At 69.0% G+C, this 20,103-nt stretch carries 16 protein-coding genes; 10 read left to right on the top strand and 6 right to left on the bottom strand.

Annotated features, from left to right (window positions below):
- Nucleotides 1–349 precede the first annotated feature (349 nt).
- The 8 genes from OG992_RS11520 (at nt 350) to OG992_RS11485 (ending at nt 11,767) form a co-directional block, all read left to right on the top strand.
- Nucleotides 350–1,666, top strand: a complete 1,317-nt coding sequence (locus OG992_RS11520) for an ABC transporter substrate-binding protein (RefSeq protein WP_266303209.1) — start codon at nt 350–352, stop codon at nt 1,664–1,666.
- Nucleotides 1,663–2,616: a carbohydrate ABC transporter permease gene (locus OG992_RS11515; protein ID WP_238686434.1), complete on the top strand. Its 954-nt coding sequence runs from the start codon at nt 1,663–1,665 to the stop codon at nt 2,614–2,616. Before OG992_RS11520 ends, OG992_RS11515 begins: the two co-directional genes overlap by 4 nt.
- On the top strand, nt 2,613–3,437 hold the full coding sequence (locus OG992_RS11510) for a carbohydrate ABC transporter permease (protein WP_124860646.1): 825 nt from the start codon (nt 2,613–2,615) through the stop codon (nt 3,435–3,437). Before OG992_RS11515 ends, OG992_RS11510 begins: the two co-directional genes overlap by 4 nt.
- A gap of 3 nt (nt 3,438–3,440) precedes the next feature.
- Nucleotides 3,441–4,595, top strand: a complete 1,155-nt coding sequence (locus tag OG992_RS11505; RefSeq protein ID WP_266303208.1) for a serine hydrolase domain-containing protein — start codon at nt 3,441–3,443, stop codon at nt 4,593–4,595.
- A gap of 282 nt (nt 4,596–4,877) precedes the next feature.
- Complete coding sequence (locus OG992_RS11500) at nt 4,878–7,343, top strand: glycoside hydrolase 43 family protein (protein WP_266303207.1); 2,466 nt, start codon at nt 4,878–4,880, stop codon at nt 7,341–7,343.
- Nucleotides 7,344–7,547: 204 nt separating this feature from the next.
- Nucleotides 7,548–9,968, top strand: a complete 2,421-nt coding sequence (locus OG992_RS11495; protein ID WP_266303206.1) for a family 43 glycosylhydrolase — start codon at nt 7,548–7,550, stop codon at nt 9,966–9,968.
- A gap of 27 nt (nt 9,969–9,995) precedes the next feature.
- A complete protein-coding gene (locus OG992_RS11490; protein ID WP_266303205.1) occupies nt 9,996–10,628 on the top strand; it encodes a hypothetical protein in 633 nt (210 codons plus the stop codon).
- A gap of 59 nt (nt 10,629–10,687) precedes the next feature.
- A complete protein-coding gene (locus OG992_RS11485; RefSeq protein ID WP_266303204.1) occupies nt 10,688–11,767 on the top strand; it encodes a hypothetical protein in 1,080 nt (359 codons plus the stop codon).
- Nucleotides 11,768–11,828: 61 nt separating this feature from the next.
- Here the strand turns inward: OG992_RS11485 and OG992_RS11480 are convergent, their stop codons facing one another.
- Nucleotides 11,829–13,142 (bottom strand): hypothetical protein, encoded by a 1,314-nt coding sequence (locus OG992_RS11480; protein ID WP_266303203.1) that lies wholly within the window; start codon nt 13,140–13,142, stop codon nt 11,829–11,831.
- A 415-nt stretch (nt 13,143–13,557) separates the two neighbouring features.
- On the opposite strand from OG992_RS11480, the gene OG992_RS11475 reads away from it, so the two are divergent.
- The gene (locus tag OG992_RS11475) at nt 13,558–15,117 is read left to right on the top strand and encodes a polysaccharide lyase family 1 protein (RefSeq protein ID WP_266303202.1); all 1,560 of its coding nucleotides are present in this window, start codon (nt 13,558–13,560) and stop codon (nt 15,115–15,117) included.
- A 144-nt stretch (nt 15,118–15,261) separates the two neighbouring features.
- Here OG992_RS11475 and OG992_RS11470 read toward each other — a convergent pair whose 3' ends face one another.
- From OG992_RS11470 to OG992_RS11450, 5 genes are all read right to left on the bottom strand, one after another.
- Complete coding sequence (locus OG992_RS11470; protein WP_266303201.1) at nt 15,262–16,572, bottom strand: radical SAM protein; 1,311 nt, start codon at nt 16,570–16,572, stop codon at nt 15,262–15,264.
- Nucleotides 16,573–16,633: 61 nt separating this feature from the next.
- On the bottom strand, nt 16,634–17,038 hold the full coding sequence (gene sodN, locus OG992_RS11465; RefSeq protein WP_238686611.1) for a superoxide dismutase, Ni: 405 nt from the start codon (nt 17,036–17,038) through the stop codon (nt 16,634–16,636).
- A gap of 111 nt (nt 17,039–17,149) precedes the next feature.
- Entirely contained in the window at nt 17,150–17,950 is an 801-nt protein-coding gene (locus OG992_RS11460) for an inositol monophosphatase (protein ID WP_238686420.1), read from the bottom strand.
- Nucleotides 17,951–18,015: 65 nt separating this feature from the next.
- The gene (locus OG992_RS11455; RefSeq protein WP_266303200.1) at nt 18,016–18,531 is read right to left on the bottom strand and encodes a hypothetical protein; all 516 of its coding nucleotides are present in this window, start codon (nt 18,529–18,531) and stop codon (nt 18,016–18,018) included.
- Nucleotides 18,532–18,648: 117 nt separating this feature from the next.
- Nucleotides 18,649–19,095, bottom strand: coding sequence for an iron chaperone (locus OG992_RS11450; RefSeq protein WP_238686416.1), 447 nt, complete (start codon nt 19,093–19,095; stop codon nt 18,649–18,651).
- Between the two features lie 209 nt (nt 19,096–19,304).
- Here OG992_RS11450 and OG992_RS11445 point away from each other — a divergent pair, with 209 nt between their 5' ends.
- Complete coding sequence (locus OG992_RS11445; protein WP_266303199.1) at nt 19,305–20,066, top strand: GNAT family N-acetyltransferase; 762 nt, start codon at nt 19,305–19,307, stop codon at nt 20,064–20,066.
- The last annotated feature ends 37 nt before the right edge of the window (nt 20,067–20,103 follow it).

Raw genomic sequence — 20,103 nt, 5'->3', positions numbered from 1 at the left:
GGGATCCAGGACCGGTCGCGTCGGCGTGGTGTGAACCCGACGTTTCCGCACCGTTGCCAAGTTGTCCTTGACAGCTCCCCGTGCCGCGCGCATGCTCTGCTAAATCAGTTTAGCGACCACTTCTGGTGCTTCCAGAGAGGCGCCTTCGGTGGCCGTGCCGGGTTCTTTATCTGCTGACGGTACGGGTGCTGCGCCCGGGCGACAGGTCACGGCGTACGTGTCGTGGCGGCCACCCGGTCGCGGTGGTCCCGGTGGAGCCGTCGCGCGGCCGTGGGTCGCGGGACGCGTGGAGATGTCAAGGAGTCATGAAATGGCAGAATTGCTGACAAAATTTCCGCGACGGAGAACAGTGCTCCTCGCGTCGCTGCTGGCGGTCGGGATGACCGCGACGGCCTGCAGCGCGCCGGGCGAGGACCGGTCGTCGACCCAGAAGTCCGATGCCGCCGTCAAGACGGAGCTGGGCACCGACCCGATCACCCTCGACATGTACGCGGAGACCGGCTTTCCGCTGGCCAAGGCGTTGGCCGACGAGTTCTCCAAGCAGCACTCGAACGTCACGTTCAACATCCGCGAGGACCAGTTCACTGTGATCGTGGAGAACGCGCCGCGGGTGATGGCCTCGGACAACTCGCCGGACATCATCCGGCTCCCGACCATGGTCGACCTGGTCAAGGACGACCTGCTCAAGAACCTCGACCCGTACTTCACCGCGTACGGCTGGGACAAGTTCCCCGCCTCGCAGCTCATGCAGCTGCGCGTCGGCGAGAACACCCGAGGCACCGGATCGCTGTACGGGATGGGGCTCGGCTACAGCGTCACCGGCGTCTTCTACAACAAGAAGCTGGCCAGCCAGATCGGCATGACCCAGCCGCCGGCGACGGTCGCCGAGTTCGAGGAGCTGCTGGCCAAGGCGAAGACCGGCGGGGTCCAGCCGATCATGCAGTTCAACAAGAACACCGCTGGCATCAACTTCCCGCACCAGGCGCTGCAGAACCAGTTCGGCGACCCGACCCAGGTCGCCGACTGGATCTTCCAGAAGCCGGGGGCCACGTTCGACACCCCGGCCGCCCTGAAGGCCACCCAGACCATCCAGAAGTGGGCCCAGGCCGGCTACTTCACCAAGGACGCCAACGCCCTCGACTACGCGGGCATGGTGGGGGAGTTCCAGAAGGGCAACGGCCTGTTCATGTTCAACGGCGACTGGGAGTCGGCCAACCTCGACAAGTCGATGCCCGGCAACGTGGGCTTCTTCCTCTTCCCCACCGAGTCCGCCGGTGGAAAGCACGTGGCGATGTCCGCCCCCAACACCTTCGGCGTCTCCGCCAAGGCCAAGAACCCGGACGCCGCCGCGTACTTCCTGAACTGGGTGCACACCAACGCCAAGGCCCGCGAGATCTCGGTGACAGTCGGCGGCTCCAGCCCCGGCGGCCCGAGTGACCTGCCGGTGCCGAGCGCCACCCCGAACACGGTGCTGGCCGAGACCCTGAAGGCGTCGCAGCAGCTCGGTGCGGAGAACGGCGCTGTGGACTTCACCGCGAACGCGACCGGCGGCATCTTCGCCGCCGCGATCACGCCGGAGATGCAGAAGCTGATCGCCGGTCAGCAGACGCCCGAGGGGTACGTGAAGGCGGTCCAGGCCGAGTATCAGAAGGAACTGTCCCGATGACGTCTGCCCTCGGCAGCGCACCAACCGGGCGCGACGATCGTCGCGCCCGCCCCACCCCGACGCGGGCCCACCGATTCCGGTGGGCCCGCGCGGCCGGGACCGGCTGGTTGTACGTCCTGCCCGCCCTGGTGATGTACGCGGTGTTCGTCCTGCGCCCGCTCGTCCTGACCCTCCAGTACTCGCTCTACGACTGGAACGGCATCGGGGCGGCCCGCTGGGTGGGCCTGGACAACTACCTCACCGTCTTCACCGACAGCGACCTGCTGAAAATCATCGGCAACGCGATGGTGCTGATCGTCTTCTTCAGCTTCATCCCCGTCGCGCTGGGACTGTTGGTGGCGAGCATGGTCCGCCGGATCACGACCGGCGCGTTCGGCACCGTCGTCCGGACCATCCTGTTCCTGCCGCAGGTCATCCCCCTGGTGGCGGCGGGCATCGCGTGGAGCTGGCTGCTCTCGTCGAACGGTCTGGTCAACCAGGCGCTGCGCGCGGTCGGGCTGGGTGGCGTCGCCCGCGCCTGGCTCGGCGACTTCGACACGGCGCTGCCCGCCGTCGGCGTCATCGGGGCCTGGGTCCTGCTCGGCCTCTGCACGATTCTGCTGGTCACCGGCATGAGCAAGATCGATCCGGCGCTGTACGAGGCCGCCCGCCTCGACGGTGCCGGTCCGGTCCGCGAGTTCCTCGCCGTGACCCTGCCCAGCCTGCGCCAGGAAATTGGGGTCTGCCTCACCGTGACGATCATCGCCGCGCTGGCGAGCTTCGACATCGTCTACATCTCCACCAGCGGCGGCCCCGGCCTCCAGACCACAGTGCCGGGCCTGGAGATCTACCGGCTGGCCTTCTCGCAGCGGCAGGTGGGGCTCGCCTCGGCGCTCGCTGTCGTCCTCATGCTGCTGGTGCTGGCGTGCGTGCTGCCCATCCAGCGCCTGAGTCGAGGGGAGAAGCCGTGAACCTGAGCCGACGCGAACAACTGACCGGCCGGGTCTTCCTGATCGCCCTGATCGTCGTCACCCTGCTGCCGTTCGTGAGCATGCTCTCGGCGGCGTTGCAGCCCCGGGGCACGGTGCCCAGCGGGCTCGAGTGGCCGTCCGACCCGCAGTGGGGAAACTTCGCCGACGCCTTCACCGCCGCGAACATGGGCGCCCTGCTCCGCTCCAGCCTGCTCATCGTGGCCGGCGTCGTACCGGTGTCGGTGCTCATCGCGACCATGGCCGGCTTCGGGCTCGGTCAGCTGCGGGTGCCCGGTGGCCGACTCGTCTTCGGTCTCTTCCTGCTGGGTCTGACCCTGCCGTTCGAGGCAGTGGTCACGCCGCTCTACTACCAGATGCAGGACCTCGGCCTGCTCAACACCCGCTGGGCCATCATCCTGCCGCTGATCGGGCTGTACATGCCGTTCGCGGTGTTCTGGATGCGGGCCCACTTCACCAACGTGCCGGTCGAGTTGTCCGAGGCGGCCCGGGTGGACGGCAGCAGCACGTGGCAGTTGTTCTGGCGGGTCCAGGTGCCGCTCGCCCGCCCGGCGATCGCCTCGCTGACGATCCTGATGTTCCTCTGGACGTGGAACCAGTTCCTGCTCGCCATCGTCCTCGTGGACGACGCCACCAAACGCACGATGGCCGGGGCGCTCGGAGCGTTCCAGGGCCAGTGGGGCACCGACCTGGTGCTGCTGTGCGCCGGGTCGCTGCTGATCCTCACTCCGACCCTCATCGTGTTCCTGATCTTCCAGCGACAGTTCATCAAGGCCCTGATCCAAGGGTCAGTGAAGGGGTAGGCAGTGGTCACACAGCCGCAGATCCACGGCGACGTCGACGATCGCTTCGGGCGCGTCGCCGACGTCTTCCGCGACAACTTCACCTCCCGGGGAGAGGTCGGCGCCGCGGTCACCGTCTACCTGCGGGGCAGCAAGGTCGTCGACCTGTACGGCGGGGTGGCCGACACCCGTACCGGGCGGCAGTGGGACGCGCACACGCCGGTCGTCGTCTTCTCCTGCACCAAGGGGATCCTGGCGATCTGCGCCTACCTGCTGGTCCAACAGGGTCGGCTCGACCTCGACGCTCCCGTGACGCGCTACTGGCCGGAGTTCGGACAGCACGGCAAGGCGGGCATCCCGGTGCGCTGGCTGCTCACGCACCAGGCAGGTCTGCCCGCGGTGGACCGACCGCTGACCCTCGACGAGGTGTTGGCGTGGGGTCCGGTCGTCACGGCGATCGAGGAGCAGGCCCCGCTGTGGAAACCGGGCACGGCGCACGGGTACCACTCGATGACCTACGGCTGGCTGGTCGGTGAGGTGATCCACCGCATCACCGGCCAACTACCCGGCGCGTTCTTCGCCGACACCGTCGCGGGCCCGCTCGGGCTGCACACCTGGCTGGGGCTCCCGGCCTCCGAGAGCGACACCGTCGCCTGGGGCCTGGCACCGCCCCCGGACCCTGACCCGTTCGTGGACCCGGTGGCCAAACGGGGCATCACCATGGGGGGTGCTTTCGCCTTCCCCGCCGACGCCGACGGCCTGGTCAGCTTCAACGACGACGCCATTCGGGCCGCCGGTGTTCCCGGCGCGGGCGCGGTGAGCACCGCCGAGAGCCTCGCGCGCCTCTACGCCGCCTGTGTGTCGGAGATCCAGTGTGCACCGCTGCTGACGGCGGCGTCGGTGGACGACGCGGTAGTGGTTCGTTCGCGTGGCCAGCAGCGGCACGGGCCGCCGGACACCGGGCAGCGCTGGGGCACCGGCTTCCTGCTGCACTCGCCACCGGCCCGGCCCCTGCTGGGTGAGCGCAGCTTCGGCCACGACGGCGCGGGCGGGAACCTGGCCTTCGCCGACGCCGAGCATCAGGTGGGCTTCGGCTACGTGGTCAACCAGATGCGCGGGTTGGGCGACGAGCGCGCCAACCGCCTAACGGCCGCCGTCCGCGCCTGCCTGAACGACTGAGGCGCTCGAGCCGCCGCGCTCCCCGGTGATCATGAAGTTATTACCGTCAATGACGGCGTGTCATGGCAATAACTTCATGATCACCGGGGTCGGAGCTGCGGTGTGAGTGTCCACTGTGGAGGGCCGGCGGTGTTACGGGGATACTTCGGGCGCGTTTCATCGATAGTCTTGACAGGGGTTGTTAGCGATAACACGATGGCCTTCACGCCGCTCTCGCGTTTGGAGCTCGCCTTGGTCGTGTCGGTCCGCTCGCGTGTCCTGAACATCGCCCGCGCATCCGCTGTGAACAGCCTGAACGCCGCCGCTCGCCACGCCACCACCACGTTGACCCGCCTGGCGTCCACAGTGCTCCCGGATCGCCTCCGTTCACTGTGTGCGCTCGCATCGGCGGCCGTTCTCGTCGGTGCGGGCCTGGTGGCCACCCCCGCCGCCGCGCACGCCGCCGACGGATGGTCGCCCCGATCGTCGTACACCTCGACCGACACCGGCGCCGGCACCTACTCGGTGCCGCTGCTCAACGCCGACGTGCCGGACATCAGCGTCGAGCGGGTGCCAGCCGCCGAGAACGACGAGGGCCGCGACGTCTACTACATGATCAGCACGACAATGCACCTGAGCCCGGGTGCGCCGATCATGAAGTCGTACGACCTCGTCAACTGGGAGATCGTCAACTACGTCTTCGACCGGGCGAGCATCGGCGACTCCTTCTCACTGCGCAACGGCCAGAACTCGTACGGCCAGGGCCAGTGGGCGTCGTCGCTGCGTTACCACGACGGCACGTTCTACGCCGTCTTCAACACCAACAACCTCAGCGGGGCGTACCTCTACCGCACCGACGACATCGAGAACGGCCCGTGGCAGCGCACCGCCCTCGGCCGTGGCCTGCACGACCCGTCGCTCTTCTTCGACGTCGACGGCACGCCGTACATCTTCTACGGCTCCGGCGGCACCAGCGCCGTCCGCCTCAACGCCGACCTGACGGCCATCGCGCAGGACTACCCGAACATCTTCACCGCCAACAACTACGCCGGTCAGCCGTTCATCGGTGGGCTGTTCGAGGGCGCGCAGGTCTACCACATCGACGGCTGGTACTACGCCGTCATCATCACCTGGCCTTCCGGTCAGGGGCGCCAGGTGGTCATGTTCCGGTCGAAGGACCTGCTCGGGCGCTACACCTCGGCCGGCGGGGTCAACACCTACGAGGCGCGCGGCGTACTCAACTCCAACGGCTTCGCGCAGGGCAGCCTGGTGCCGATCAGCCGCGCGGGCGGCGGGACGGACTGGCACGGCATGTTCTTCCGGGACACGTTCCCGATCGGCCGGATCCCGGCGCTCATCCCCGCCACCTGGCAGAACGGGTGGCCGACCTTCGGCACCAACGGGGTCGTACCGGTCAACGGCCTGTTCGACAAGCCGATCCGGCTCAGCCCGGCCGAGGAGCTGTTCGAGCGGCAGAAGAGCATCGTCGCCTCGGACGACTTCGCCAACGACGCGCCGCACAAGGCGTACCAGGACGAGCAGTGGACCGTCCCCGCGCCGCTCGACCCGGCGGAGATCGCCCCCAACGGCTCACGGCTGGACCTGGCCTGGGAGTGGAACCACGCCCCGGACAACCGGTACTGGTCACTCACCGACCGCGACGGCTGGCTGCGGTTGACGGCCGGCAGTGTGGTCACCGGCCAGTACGTCTACACGAAGCTGTCCAACCGGGCCGAGCTGGCGTGGTTCGAGGAGGCACGCAACACGCTCTCGCAGCGGACGTTCGGGCCACGGCAGTCGGTCCAGACCCGAATGGACGTCTCCGGGATGAAGAACGGCGACGTCGCGGGCCTGGCCGCCTACAACCGCGGATTCTCGTACGTGGCGGTCAAGCGCGTCGGTGACGTGAACACCCTCGGCGTCGTGAACCGGTCGCAGCCGTTCGCTGTCGATCTCGACCAGTCGACGCTGGAGAACTTCATCGCCGGCACGACGGTGTCGCTGGGCGACGCGACCGAGGTGCACGTGAAGGCGGACCTCGACTTCTCCGCGCCGGTCGGCCAGCTGTGGACGACGTTCTACTACAGCCTGGACGGGGTCCAGTGGACCCGGCTGGGCAACCGGGTTGGCCCGCAGGCGCTCGACGGTAGCCTCGCTCACTTCATGGGTCACCGGGTGGGCCTGTTCACCTACGCGACCCAGGAGACCGGCGGCCACGTCGACTTCGACGACTACCTGCTCAGCGACGTGCTGACCGCGCAGGCCCGGCCACTGGACACCACAGCCCTCGACGCGGCCATCGCCCACGCGCAGACTCTCGATCCGCGCCACTACCCGGCCGACGCGTGGGCCGCGACGCAGTCCGCGCTCGCGGCGGCGACGTCGGCACGGGCCGGCCAGTTCGGCACCCAGAACCAGATCGACGCGCCGGAGCGGGCACTCAGCTACCAACTGGCCCGACTCGGAGTGCTGGCGGCGCTGCCCGTGACGGCCACCGCCCAGGTGCGCTGCCTGAGCGGCAAGACGTACCTGGCGGTGCAGGCGCGCAACGACTCGGACGAGCCGGTCGACATCACCGTCGAGAGCCCGTACGGAAACCGGTCATTCACCGCCGTGGCGCCGGGCTCGAACGTCTACCAGTCGTTCAACACCCGCGTGTCGTCGGTGCCGGCCGGCTCGGCGAATGTCCGGGCCACCGGGGCGGTCGCCGGCCGGGACGTGACCACCGTCCACGCCGTCGGGCACCCCGCCAACGCCTGCGGCGGATAACCCGACCACGAGCCCTCGGCCCACCGACCAGCACCACCGGCCACCGGCCGGGCGGCGCGGTACACCCGACCAGCCCCGCGCCGCCGCCCACTCTCGGACCGGCGGCGGCAGTCGACCCCTGATGTCCGGACCACCCACGGAAAGCGCACCCACCGATCCCCCGTACACCGATGACCGCACGTCAGAGATGAAGGAGGATGTCTCGTGGAACAACGAATGCGACGGGCGACCCGAGGACGGGTCGCAGCGCTCGCGACGGTCGGCCTGATGCTGGCCACGGGGTTCGTCGCCCCGGCGTCGCCGGTCCAGGCCGCCGACACGAACCTCGTCGTCAACGGCGGGTTCGAGGACGGGCTGACCAACTGGTTCGTCAACAACGGAAACGCCTCCGACGGCGCCCAGTTGTCGGCCACGTCGGACGCCCACTCCGGCGCGAACGCGGCGCTCGTCACCAGCCGGACGACCGCCGGGTCCGGCCCGATGCAGGACCTCAGCGGCAAGGTGCAGGCCGGGCAGGCCTACACCCTGACGGCCCGCATCAAGTACGAGAACGAGAGCGGACCGGCGACGAAGCAGTTCTTCGCCACGATGCACTACGGCGGTGGCACCTACACCAACCTCGTCAGCGTGACGGCGACGAAGGGCCAGTGGGCACAGTTCAACGGAACGTTCACGATCCCGACGACGCAGAGCGTGTCGACGGCGCGCCTGTTCTTCGAGACCCCGTGGACGAGCGCGCCGTCCACCGACCCGGCTCTGCACCTGATGGACTTCAAGCTCGACGACGTGTCAGTGGTCGGCGCCGCGCCGCCCGCGCCCGCGTCGAAGACCATCGAGGTCGTCGGCAAGCTGCCCGGGGAACACAACCCGTTGATCGGGCACAAGTTCGGGGCTGACGGTTTCGGCCTCGTGCACGACGGCCGGGTCTACATGTACATGACCAACGACACCCAGGGCTACGCGCCGAACCCGACCACTGGCGTCTCACCGGGGATCAACTACGGCGACATCAACCAGATCACGGTGATCTCCTCGGAGGACCTCGTGAACTGGACGGACCACGGTGAGATCCAGGTCGCCGGCCCGAACGGGGTGGCCCCGTTCACCGCCAACTCGTGGGCTCCGGGCATCACCAAGAAGGTGGTGAACGGAGTGGAGAAGTTCTTCCTCTACTACGCCAACGGCGGTGGCTCCAGCAACGTGATCACAGGTGCGTCGCCGCTCGGCCCGTGGACCAGCGAGCGCACCAGCACGCTGATCGACGGCCGTACCCCCGGCGCCGAGGCCGTCGCGTGGAAGTTCGACCCGGCCCCGTTCGTCGACGACGACGGCCAGCCGTACCTCTACTTCGGTGGTGGTCCCGCGTCGACGAGCATGCCGCCGGCCGAGCGCTTCAACAACCCGAAGAACATCAGGTCGATCGAACTCGGCGATGACATGGTCTCGACCGAGGGGACGGCCGCTGTGGTCGACGCCCCGGTCGCCTTCGAGGCGGGCCACGTCTTCAAGCGCCAGGGCAAGTACTACTTCTCGTACTCCTCGCACTTCGGCGGGAACGACTTCGGTGGCAGCCAGCAGCCGCTCCCCGGTTACCCCGGGGGTGGCCAGATCGGCTACATGATCTCCGACGGGCCGATGTCGTGGCCGAAGGAGACCTACGCCGGTGTGCTCTTCCCGAACCAGTCGCAGTTCTTCGGGGCCGGCACCGGTGGCAACAACCACCAGTCGGTGTTCGAGTTCGGGGGTAAGTACTACTTCACGTACCACGCCCCGACGCTGAACAAGCGCATCAACGGCAACACCACCCAGGGATATCGCAGCCCGCACATCCAGGAACTGGCCTTCAACCCGGACGGCACCATCCAGCAGGTCGTCGGCACCTACGCCGGCGTGGACCAGGTCCGCCACTTCGACCCGTACCGCGTCTTCGAGGCCGAGACCTTCGGCTGGAGCAAGGGCGTCGCGACCACGAAGGTCGACGGCGGCTCCGCCCAGTTCGGTGGCGCGGCACCCAACCTCGTGGTCCGCGACATCGACAATGGGGACTGGTCGGCGCTGTCCTCGGTGAACTTCGGCGACAGCGGCGCGCAGAGCCTGACGGCGCGGGTGCGTGCGCTGGCCGGCGGCGGGCAGATCCAGGTACGGCTGGACGACGTCAACGGTCCCGTCGTCGGTACGGCCACAGTGGACAGCCCGGTCGGACAGTGGGCCGAGGTGTCCGCCGAGCTTGACGGCGTCAGCGGCGTGCACGACGTCTACTTCACCTACACCGGTCCGGCCGGTGTCGACCTCTTCGAGATCGACAACTGGGCCTTCGCGGCGGCCAGCCTCGACCTGCCCGTCACGCTCACCGCGTCTGCGCGGTGCGTGGGCGGTAACGCGTACGTGGCGGTGCAGGCGCGCAACGACCACGATGCGCCGGTGGGCATCACCCTCGAGACGCCGTACGGCGAGCGGTCGTTCACTGCCGTCGCGTCGGGCGCGAACGCCTACCAGTCCTTCAACACCCGTGCCGTGTCGGTGCCGGCGGGTTCGGCGACGGTCCGGGTGACCGGGGCGATCGGCGGACACGACGTGACGACAGTCCGCACCGTGCAACACCCCGCCGGCACCTGCGGCGGATAACCCCTGATGGCGGAGAACGGAGATCACATGAACACATACAAACGGCGGCAGACGCTCGCGGCCGGCGTCGTCGGCGCCGTGCTGACCGGGGCGGCGGTGCTGCCGTCGCCCGCACTGGCCGAGCCCGGTGACGACGCCAGCGTGCGGGTCACCGTCGACATCGACGAGATCAGGGAACCGGGCGTGCTCGCCCTGTCGATCGCCGGCGACGCCGTCGCGCTGTCCGAGGACGGCTCGACCCTGCTGGTCCGCCAGTTCGTCGGCACACTGCCGACAGTGACGGTCACCGACACCCGCGTCGCCGACGAGGTCCCCGACGGCGCCAACTGGGCGGTGCTCGGCAGCGCCTCCGACTTCGCGGGCGCCGCCGGCCAGGCACCGATCACCGCCGACCACTTCGGCTGGAAGCCGCGCCTGCTCGACGGCGGGGAGACCGGCCTGGTCACCGAGGGCGAGGAGGTGGTGACCAGCCTGGACGAGGCGACCCAGCCGGGCAACAATGTCGGCCTCGTCGACCAGGAGCTGTTGGTCTCGGCCTTCGACTCCGAGGCCGTCGCCAGCGACTCGTACTCGGTGAACGCCGACCTGTACCTGCGGACCCCCGCGGAGGTCGCCGCAGGCGAGTACAGCTCCACCCTCACGCTCTCACTGTTCGAGTAGTGGCCTGGGCGGGGGCCCGGATCAGGCCCCCGCCCAGCCCCGTGCCGAAAGGCCGTTTCATGACCGTCACCCCGCTGCGCCGCGCGCTCGTCGTCCTCGCCGCCGCGTCCCTCGCGGTTGTGGCCGCGCCGAGCGCGGCGGCGGCGGAACCGGACCCGAAGGCCCTGACCTGGACGGTCCAGCCGGCTACCGCGACCGGGCCGGACCAACGCCGATGGATCAACGCCAGCCTCGACCCGGGGCAGGCCGTCACCGAGCACCTGGCGGTACGGAACTTCAGCCGCACCGCCGTCGCCTTCTCCCTGAAGGCCGCCGACGGCTACCTCACCGACAAGGGCCGCTTCAACATGCTGTCGTCCGACCGGCCCTCGGTCGACGGCGGCACCTGGATCGACGTGCAGGAGAAGGTCACCGTCGGCCCCAACGAGACACGGGTGGTGCCGTTCACGATCACGGTGCCCGTGGACGCCACACCGGGCGACCACCCGGCCGGCATCGCCGCGACCGTCACCAGCACCGGCGGCACTGTCAACGTCGAGAGCCGCGTCGGCTTCCGGGTGATGCTGCGGGTGAACGGCACCGCGCGGGCGGCTTTGGCCGTCCGGGGCCTCGGCGCGACGTACTCCCCGTCGTGGAACCCCTTCGCCGGCGGCACGGTGCGGGTCCGCTACACAGTCGAGAACGACGGCAACGTCTGGGTCAGCGGAACGAGTCGGGTGGCGATGTCCGACCTCCTGGGCCGGAGCAGCCACGACGCCACCAGCGAGGTCGAGGAGTTGCTGCCCGGCGGCGCTCGGACGGTGGAGACCCGGGCCGGCGGCGTCTGGGCCCTGGGGCGCCTCCGCACGACAGTCAGCACGTCGCCGAAGCTGCTCGGCGACGGCCAGGCCGGGGCCGACCTCCGACCGGCCTCCGCGACCGTCACCACCTGGGTCGTGCCGTGGGCGCAGCTCGCACTGTTGGGTCTGCTCGCCGGCCTGCTCCTGGGGCTGCGGGCGGCGGCCCGGCACCGGCGGCGTCGGCTGGCCGGGCTGCTGGCCCGCGCCAGGCAGGAGGGCCGGCAGGAGGGGCAGGAGTCGGTGCTCGTCGGGGGCGCGGCCACTGCTGGCGAGTCCGACGCGGGCGACGCCCGCCGGTGACCGGTCGGCGCGAGGGAGTCGCGCTACCGGATCACGGTGAGGGCGTCGCCCGGCCCCAGCCTCAGGGCTTGGACTGGTTGAGCAGCCACCGCAGGATGCTGGCGTCCTCGTAGGTCGGTCCGAACGCCGCGTGGTAGTCCGGCACCGAGAAGGCAGCGTCGGCGTACTCGGTGTAGCGCACCAGGTCGGCGGTCTGCTCCGGCGTCTTGCCCCGGGCCGCGTACGCCTGCCGCAGCACCGCTGTGGAGTTGCGCGCGCCCGAGACGTTGAGCAGGTGGTCGTGCTCGCCGTGAGTGATCCACACCGGCACCTCGGCCGCCGCGATGGCGGTCGCCTGGGTGGCGTTGACCGGGAACCCACCGGTCACCAACCCGCCGGCGAACAGGTCGGGACGCTTGGCGAACGCCTCCCAGAGCAGCTGCGAGCCGTACGACACGGTGGTCGCGTACACCCGACGGGTGTCCACCGCGAACTGGCCGGCGAACTGGTCGAGCAGCTTGACCAGCAGGTCCGCCTCGGCGACCCCACCGACCCGCTGGTGCTGGGGCGCCAGGACGATGACGTCCTCGGGGGTGCCGGTCCAACTCGGTTGAAGCCACGCGGTCGCCGGGATGTCGGCGGCGAGTTGGACGCCGAGGTTGTCACCGTCCCAGCCCATGCCGTGACCGGGCAGGACGACCATCAGTGGGTACGTGCGGCCCGGCTGGTAGTTCTTCGGCAGGTGGTAGTGGTACGGCAGCACCATTCCGCCACTCAGGAACGAGCCGTAGGTGAACTCGTCGACCAGTTGGTTGACCGGCTTCTCCGTGACGGGACGGGAGTCGCGCGGGGTGGCCCGGGCTAGCACCGGCCCCTTGCCGGCCCCACGGCCGGGCTGGCCGTGCACGTCCTTGCGTTGCACGACCCGGGTCGGCAGCTCGGGGTTGACCTTCACCGTGCAGAGGAACGTCGGGCACTTCGAGACGATGACCGTCGAACCGCCGGTGTCGGCGGGGTCGAGTTCGACGATGACGTACCGGCCCGGCGCCGACCGGTGGTCGGCACGGGTGCCCGGTGTTCCGTTGGTGTACGTGTGGGTGACGGTCCGGTCGGCGAGCTTCGGCAGGTCCTCGATGGGGTTGAAGCGGAAGTTGTAGATGGTGTCCGTCACCGAGAACGTGGCGGTGTCGAGGGTGCGCGGGTTGACAGTGGCCCCGTACTCGATCGCCACCGCCGAGACCTTCTGGCCGTAGGTGTAGACCGTGGTGATCGGGGTGATGCTGCGGATTCCGTCGGTGGCGCCCCGGCTGTCGCTCGCGCTGCCGTACGCCGTGCCGGAGGCGCCGGCCAGGACGAGGGTGGCGGCGAGCGGGATCAGTCCTCTTCGCAGTCTCATGCGTGTCCTTTCTCGGGGGTGGAGCTCTCAGCCAGCGATCCCGCCCGGGGACCGGGAGTGGGACGGGTCGGAGCGAGCCGGTCGCTAAACTGATTTAGCAGAGCATCGATGGCGGGCCTGGCGGTGTCAATACCGAGCACTGCAACAAACCTGCAAGCGTCAGCTATTGCCTTCAGGGAAACCGCTTTCCTACGATTGCGTTACATCGATGTTCCATTTGATGGTCGGGCGAGCGATGGCACCGGGCGCACTCCGCTCGCACGACACAACCCTGCTTCCACCAGGGCACGAGAGACCTCGATGAACTCTTCGCGATTGACTGTCGCCAATTTCTGAATGACGTCCGTCGGTAGGTGTGGTCGCGATGTCCGTCGGGGCGAAGCCTGGAACGAGACGAATGCGAAGGTGAGGCGACATGAGACGACCAGTCGTGCTGCGACGTCAGGCGGTGTTGGCCGCGGCGGCTGCGGCGGCGGTGGCGATCGCGGTCGGGGTGGTCCTACCGACCCCGCAGGCATCGGCGGCGGTCGGCAGCGCCACCGGCTACGCCACCCAGAACGGCGGGACCACCGGCGGCGCGGGCGGGCAGACGGTACGGGCCACCACGGGCACTGCGATCCATGCCGCGCTGTGCGGTCGGACCAGCAGCAGCACTCCGATCACCATCGAGGTGACCGGGACCATCAATCACGGCAACACCAGCAAGGTGTCGGGGTCGAGCTGCAACACCGCCGCGGGCGTGATCGAGCTCAAGCAGATCAGCAACGTCACCATCATCGGGGTCGGTAGCGCCGTCTTCGACCAGCTCGGCATCCACATCCGCGACTCCAGCAACATCATCATCCAGAACGTGACCATCCGGAACGTCAAGAAGTCGGGCTCGCCCACCTCCAACGGTGGGGACGCCATCGGCATGGAGAGCACGGTCCGCAACGTCTGGGTCGATCACGTCACCCTGGAGGCGTCGGGCGGGGAGTCCGAGGGGTACGACGGCCTCTTCGACATGAAGGACAACACCCAGTACGTGACGCTGTCCTACAGCATCCTGCGCAACTCCGGTCGCGGCGGCCTCGTCGGGTCCAGCGAGAGCGACCTGTCGAACGGCTTCATCACGTACCACCACAACCTCTACGAGAACATCGACTCCCGGACGCCGCTGCTGCGCGGTGGGGTCGCCCACATCTACAACAACCACTACGTGAGCCTGCACGAGTCCGGAATCAACTCTCGGGCCGGAGCCAGGGCCAAGGTGGAGAACAACTACTTCCGCAACTCCAAGGACGTCCTGGGGACCTTCTACACCAACGAGCGCGGCTACTGGCAGGTCGCCGGCAACGTCTTCGACAACGTGACCTGGTCCAGCGCCGGCAGCGAGAACTACCCCGCCGGCCCCAACCCGACCTCCACCACCACGGTCAGCATCCCGTACTCGTACAGCCTCGACGGGGCGAGCTGCGTGCCGGACATCGTCCGTCAGACGGTCGGCGCCAACACGGGCCTGAAGGTGTCCAACGGTAGTTGCTCGCCGCAGACCCCGCCGCCCACCACCCCGCCGCCGACCACGCCCCCGCCCACCACGCCTCCGCCCACGACGCCTCCGCCCACCGGCGGGACCAACCTCAGCCTCGGCGCCGGCGCCGACGGCTCCAGCAAGGCCAGCGGAACCAGCTACGGCAACGTGCGCGACGGCAACCTGAGCACCTACTGGTCACCGGCCGGAGCGACCGGCACGATCTCGATCAAGTGGGGCTCCGCGACCCAGGTGTCCCGGGTGGTGATCCGGGAACCGTCCGGCACCCAGGGCTCCATCGGGTCCTGGCAGTTGATCAACAACGACAACGGGGCGGTCCTGGCCGCCGGCAGCGGGGCCGGTTCGATCACCTTCTCGGCAACCGCGACGAGCAAGCTCAACTTCAAGATCAACAGCTCCGGCGGTACGCCACGGGTCGGTGAATTCGAGACGTACGCCAGCTAGGCGAGTGTCGCTCGGCCGATCGCCGTCGGAACCTTCGTCGGGGCGGATGCGGTTCTGAGCGGTATACCTCAGAGGCATATTTATACCTCCGAGGTATACCGCTCCTCGGCGGATCGGCATGGGGAGGCCAGCCGAGCGCGTCCGTCAGGAATCCGTGGACGGCAGGGTGTCCATGAAGGAACTGACCGAGAAGACCGCTCGCCCCGGCCCGGCGGGGCCGTACCCGGGCGGGCTGGACAGACCGTGGGCGTCCATCGTCGCCCGGTAGGCCTCCAACAGACGGACGTGGTATTCGAGCGGCGCGCCCTGCGGGTTCGTCCGGCCCAGCGGGGTGGTGGGCTCCGGGCACCAGGTGGTGAACCGGGGCGTGATCCCCCGGGACATGAAGTAGTCGAGCCCCTCGGTGGTGGAGGCGATTGCCTCGTCGACGCTGGTGAAGCCGTGCGGGGCGGCCATCTCCACGCCCGCCACGAAGTTCGGGATCACGTTGCGCGGGCCGAACACCTCGGCCGAGTCGAGGATGCGGCGGTGCCACTCCTCCCGACCGACGTACCGCTCCTTGCCCGGGCAGTACAACTCGAACAGCCGCTTGTCCCACACCTCGTAGTTGGGGTGGTAGATGCGGATCCCGTAGTCGTGGAACCGCTGCACATCGGCTCGGGGCAGCGCCTGGGCCACGACCTTGCCGATCCACCGACCCGGAAACCGCTCCTCGATCGCCTGCGCGTACTGGCCGTAGAAGTCGGCCTCGGCCAGCCCGTTGACCTGCGAGGTGATGCTGCCACCGGTCAGCGTGTACGCCTGCGACGCGCGATCGACGTCGTGCCGGTTGATGATCTCCAGAGCCTCGAGGACCTCGTCGACCGGCTTGACCCCGGTGTAGGGCCGGCCGGCCTGCTTGTGCTGCCGCCAGTTGTGGTTGATGTCGCAGTACTGGCACTCCTCCTTCGCGCCGAAGTACTGGCAGACCCGGAACGCGGTGAGGTAGATGAGGTAGCCCCACTGGATCGTCGGGGCGACCTCCATCACCGACTTGCCGTTGGCGAGCGTGTGGCGGTAGTACGCCGGCATGGGGGGCAGCCCGACGTCGGCGATCGGCCGTCCGTCCAGGAAGAGGCGCAGTCGACCGTCGTTGTCGGTGCCGACGCGATACGGCGAGCTGGGGTTGGTGCGGACCGAGACGACGGTACGACGCAGGTCGTACGGGCCCCCGGTGAGCACGATCTCCTCCGGTGGCCGGCGCAGCGCCGCCGTCCCCAACTCCGGCAGCGTCCGATGGTCGAAGGAGAAGATGAAGTACGACTTCGGCTTGATGTCGCCGTGCTCGTTGTCGGTCAGTGCCGCGTCGTCGAAGGCGAGGCCGCCCCGCAGCAGGTCCTCCTTGAGGACCGCCTCCTGCGGCACGTGTGGAAAACGGCCCATCAAATCTTCGACGAGGTCGGTGCGCGACGTCATGCGGTTCCTCCCGAACGCGGTACGCCGAACCGGGTGGCGGGTGCCACCCGGTGCCGGCTGATCAGCTCTGCTTGGTCTCCCAGAAGATCTTCGAGATCTCCTCGATCTTGCCGAGGAGCTGCTCGGCGACCGCCGGGTCCGCGGCGCCCTTCGCGCCGCCGGCACCTGCCAGCTTCGTCGCCTCGTTGAAGAGGCCGTGCAGCTGGGGGTACTTCTCGAAGTGCGGCTGCTTGAAGTAGTCGGTCCACAACACCCAGAGGTGGTGCTTCACCAACTCGGCGCGCTGCTCCTTGATGAGCAACGCGCGGGTGCGAAACTCCGGGTCGTCGCTGGCCTGGTACTTCTCGGAGATCGCCTTGACCGACTCGGCCTCGATGCGGGCCTGCGCCGGGTCGTAGACGCCACAGGGGAGGTCGCAGTGCGCGCTCGCGACGGTACGCGGGCGGAGAAGGCGGGACAGGAACATCGGAATCCCTTCGATGGTGGTGCTCGTCTGACGTACGGCCGGGCACTGTCGCCCGGACGTGATCATCTAGGGACGCTAGAACTTCAACCGCACTTCATGTCAAGGTCGGGTCTATCGCGAGCGCTGTTTCCGGATGAGCGTCAGCAGGGCGGCGTGCGTCCGCTCGTCCGCGGCCACGACGAGGCCGTCCCCACCGGCGTGCAGCGGCTGGCCGTCGAGCCCGGTGAGCACGCAGCCAGCCGCCTGACAGAGCGCGATTCCGGCCGCGAAGTGGACGCTGTTCCGCAGGTCGTGACGGTCCGTCACATAGGCGGCGCGGCGACCGGCGGCGACCCAGGCCACGGCCAGGCTGGTGGAGACCACCCGGGGCCGAAACTGTGCGAGAAAGCCCTCGTCGGTGAGCATGCGGGCGGCCAGGAAGACGTCCCGGTTGGGGAAGGGCGGGTCGAGGTTCAGGTCGACAAGCGTCGACTCGGCCGACGGGACGAGTCGCTCGTCCGTCCTCGCGCCCCGGACGTACGCGGCGGTGCCGTCGGTCCAGAACACCTCGGCGGCGAACGGGTCCGCCGAGGCCGCCACTGTGACGTCCGACCCGACCCGCAGGGCGACGTTGACCGAGGCCAGCATGGTCCGCGCGGCGAAGTTCAACGTTCCGCACAGCGGGTCGACCAGCCAGGTGCGCCCGTTGTCGCCGGCACCCGTGCGCCCGCTCTCCTCGGCCACCACGGCGTCCTGCGGACGCGCCGCGCGCAGGACGTCGAGGATGGCCTGCTCGGCCTCGACGTCGGCGGCGGTGGCGAAGTCGCCGGCGGTCTTCATGACGCGCGTCAGTGTTGAGCCGTACCGGGAGCGGACGACTGCGGCTCCCGCTTCCGCCGCCTCGATGGCCAACGCCTGGTCTGTGATCGACATGCCCGAACCCTAGGAGCCGTGGGCAACGTCGATGACGGCCCCGCACCCGGGGGTCACCGGGCAGGTCAGTCCGACAGTTCGATGATCGATAGTTGACTGACGACCGCCGTCATGATCATGGGAGCGTCGCCGTCACACTGGTTGACCGAGACCGCCACCCACCGGCCGTCGGCCACCGTCGGCCCCCAGACGGTCAGGTCGCCGTAGCAGTCCAGGTCGCAGAGCGACTGGAACAGCGCCGGCATGGGTTCACCGGCCTGATCCCGAAACAGCGGCACCCGCATGGAGACCGTGCGGTGCGCGCCCCACCTCTGGTCCAACTCCGCTACGACGAGGGCCAGGTTCGCCTCGGCGGCATCCTCGGCCTGGTTCCACTCGGCACCGTACACACCCGTCAGGGCGTCGCTCTCCCAGAGCGGAACGATCTGGAAGCCCTCGCCTCGGGTGCCCGTCCACTCACCGGTGGCCGGGTCCCCCTCGCTGACCGGTACGCCGCCAGTGGGCAGGTCCGTGGCGAGCAACGACTCGATGTCGGACACCGCCCGACCGGTGTCGAACACCTCACCGGCCCGGCTGGTCATCGGGCGACTCGTCGTACCACCGGAGGCTCAAACCGCATCGTCCCCACCACCTGTCTCCATCGGCTCCGGCCCTCGATCATCGCACCGTGAGCGCGCCGACGAGGGGGCGGGCGTCGGTCAGGAGACCGCTCTCCGCACCAGCTCGGTGATCTTCTTCTCCACGGCCGGGCTCCACTGCTGCAACGCGTACGCCACCGGCCAGAGATCCCCGTCGTCGAGGTTGGCCGGGTCCTGGAAGCCCAGAGTCGAGTACCGGTAGTTGAACTTGCCGGAGTCCTGGAAGAAGACGACGATCTTGCCGTCCTCCTTCGCGTAGGCGGGCATCCCGTACCAGGTCTTCGGCATCAGGCCCGGGGCGGCAGCGGTCACCGTCACGTGCACGCGCTCGGCGAGCGCTCGGTCCTCCGGCTCCATCTGCGCGATCCGGTCGAGGACCGCTTGCAGCCCGTCCGCCTTCTTGGCGCCCTTCTTGCCCTCCGCGCGCAGCTCGTCGGCGCGCTCCTTCATCGCGGCCCGCTCCTCGGGGCTGAAGCCGTCGGACACGGTGGTGGTCTTCGCGGACATTCTCGGGCTCCCTCTCGTCGTCCAGTTCGGCGTGCTGCCGCTCACCTGGGGAAAGGCTAGGCCGCTCGGCCTCTGGCGGGCTTCTCGATTCCTGATCGGTTCGAAGCCGGACAGCAGGTGGTGGTCCTCGCGCCCGTGATTTGCTGGTCAGCGTGATCGGTGGCTAGGTTGACGACCGAAGCAGAACGACCGGTCTAGGGAGTCCCGAAATGAACATCACCGCCGATCGGATGGCGGCGGCGTACTTCGACGCCTTCGAGACCCTGTGCAGGATGACCCCGAAGGGTGGGTACGCCGAGCGGGGCACCGCCCGCGCGGGGGTGACGCAGGCCGGCGTCGCGACGCTCAACGCCGCCTACGACAGGTCCACGGAGCCCGACCTCGGGGCCCTCGACGAGATGGCGACCGAGGTCGGCGGGCAGGCCGCGCAGTGGTCGATCATCGTGAGGGGCGAGGCGGACGATCAGGTCGCTGAGCTCGCCGCCCGGCACGGCCTCCTCGAACGCGCCGAGCTGCCAGTGCTGGCCTGCGCGGCGGACGACCTCACCTTCCGCGCCGGCTCGGCAGAGCGTTCCTTGGTTCGTCAGGTCGGCGCCGCCGAGAACGATCTCTACACCGACGCCCTCACCCGGAGCTTCGAGGTTCCCGAGGGCCTCTTCGGATCGCTGATGGGTGGTGCGGTGCTCGACGCCGACCCCATCACCGGCTACCTGGCCGAGGAGTCGGGCCGGCCCGTCGGCACCGGGCTCGGAATGCGGACCGCCGGGGTGATCGGCGTGTTCAACATCGCCGTCGTTCCGTCCGCCCGGGGTCGTGGCCTGGGCCGGGTGATCACCGAAACGGTTCTGCGGGACGGCATCGCGGCCGGCGCGGACGCCGCCTACCTGCACACCAGCGTGATGGGTCGGCCGCTCTACGAGTCGATGGGCTTCACGCTCGTGGAGACCTGGACCATGTTCCACGCGCGGTGACGGACGATGTCGACCGGGCGGAGTCAGTGACGGGGGA

This window comes from Micromonospora sp. NBC_00362 (assembly GCF_026342155.1).
Classification (GTDB): Bacteria; Actinomycetota; Actinomycetes; order Mycobacteriales; family Micromonosporaceae; genus Micromonospora; species Micromonospora hortensis.
This window is presented reverse-complemented; position numbering and strand designations above follow the sequence as displayed.

Excerpts from the sequence above, each read along its gene's own strand:
- OG992_RS11515 (WP_238686434.1), top strand. The coding sequence starts at position 1,663 with ATGACGTCTGCCCTCGGCAGCGCACCAACCGGGCGCGACGATCGTCGC.
- OG992_RS11490 (WP_266303205.1), top strand. The coding sequence starts at position 9,996 with ATGAACACATACAAACGGCGGCAGACGCTCGCGGCCGGCGTCGTCGGC.
- OG992_RS11485 (WP_266303204.1), top strand. The coding sequence starts at position 10,688 with ATGACCGTCACCCCGCTGCGCCGCGCGCTCGTCGTCCTCGCCGCCGCG.
- OG992_RS11480 (WP_266303203.1), bottom strand. The coding sequence starts at position 13,142 with ATGAGACTGCGAAGAGGACTGATCCCGCTCGCCGCCACCCTCGTCCTG.
- OG992_RS11475 (WP_266303202.1), top strand. The coding sequence starts at position 13,558 with ATGAGACGACCAGTCGTGCTGCGACGTCAGGCGGTGTTGGCCGCGGCG.
- OG992_RS11470 (WP_266303201.1), bottom strand. The coding sequence starts at position 16,572 with ATGACGTCGCGCACCGACCTCGTCGAAGATTTGATGGGCCGTTTTCCA.
- sodN (WP_238686611.1), bottom strand. The coding sequence starts at position 17,038 with ATGTTCCTGTCCCGCCTTCTCCGCCCGCGTACCGTCGCGAGCGCGCAC.
- OG992_RS11460 (WP_238686420.1), bottom strand. The coding sequence starts at position 17,950 with ATGTCGATCACAGACCAGGCGTTGGCCATCGAGGCGGCGGAAGCGGGA.
- OG992_RS11455 (WP_266303200.1), bottom strand. The coding sequence starts at position 18,531 with ATGACCAGCCGGGCCGGTGAGGTGTTCGACACCGGTCGGGCGGTGTCC.
- OG992_RS11450 (WP_238686416.1), bottom strand. The coding sequence starts at position 19,095 with ATGTCCGCGAAGACCACCACCGTGTCCGACGGCTTCAGCCCCGAGGAG.
- OG992_RS11445 (WP_266303199.1), top strand. The coding sequence starts at position 19,305 with ATGAACATCACCGCCGATCGGATGGCGGCGGCGTACTTCGACGCCTTC.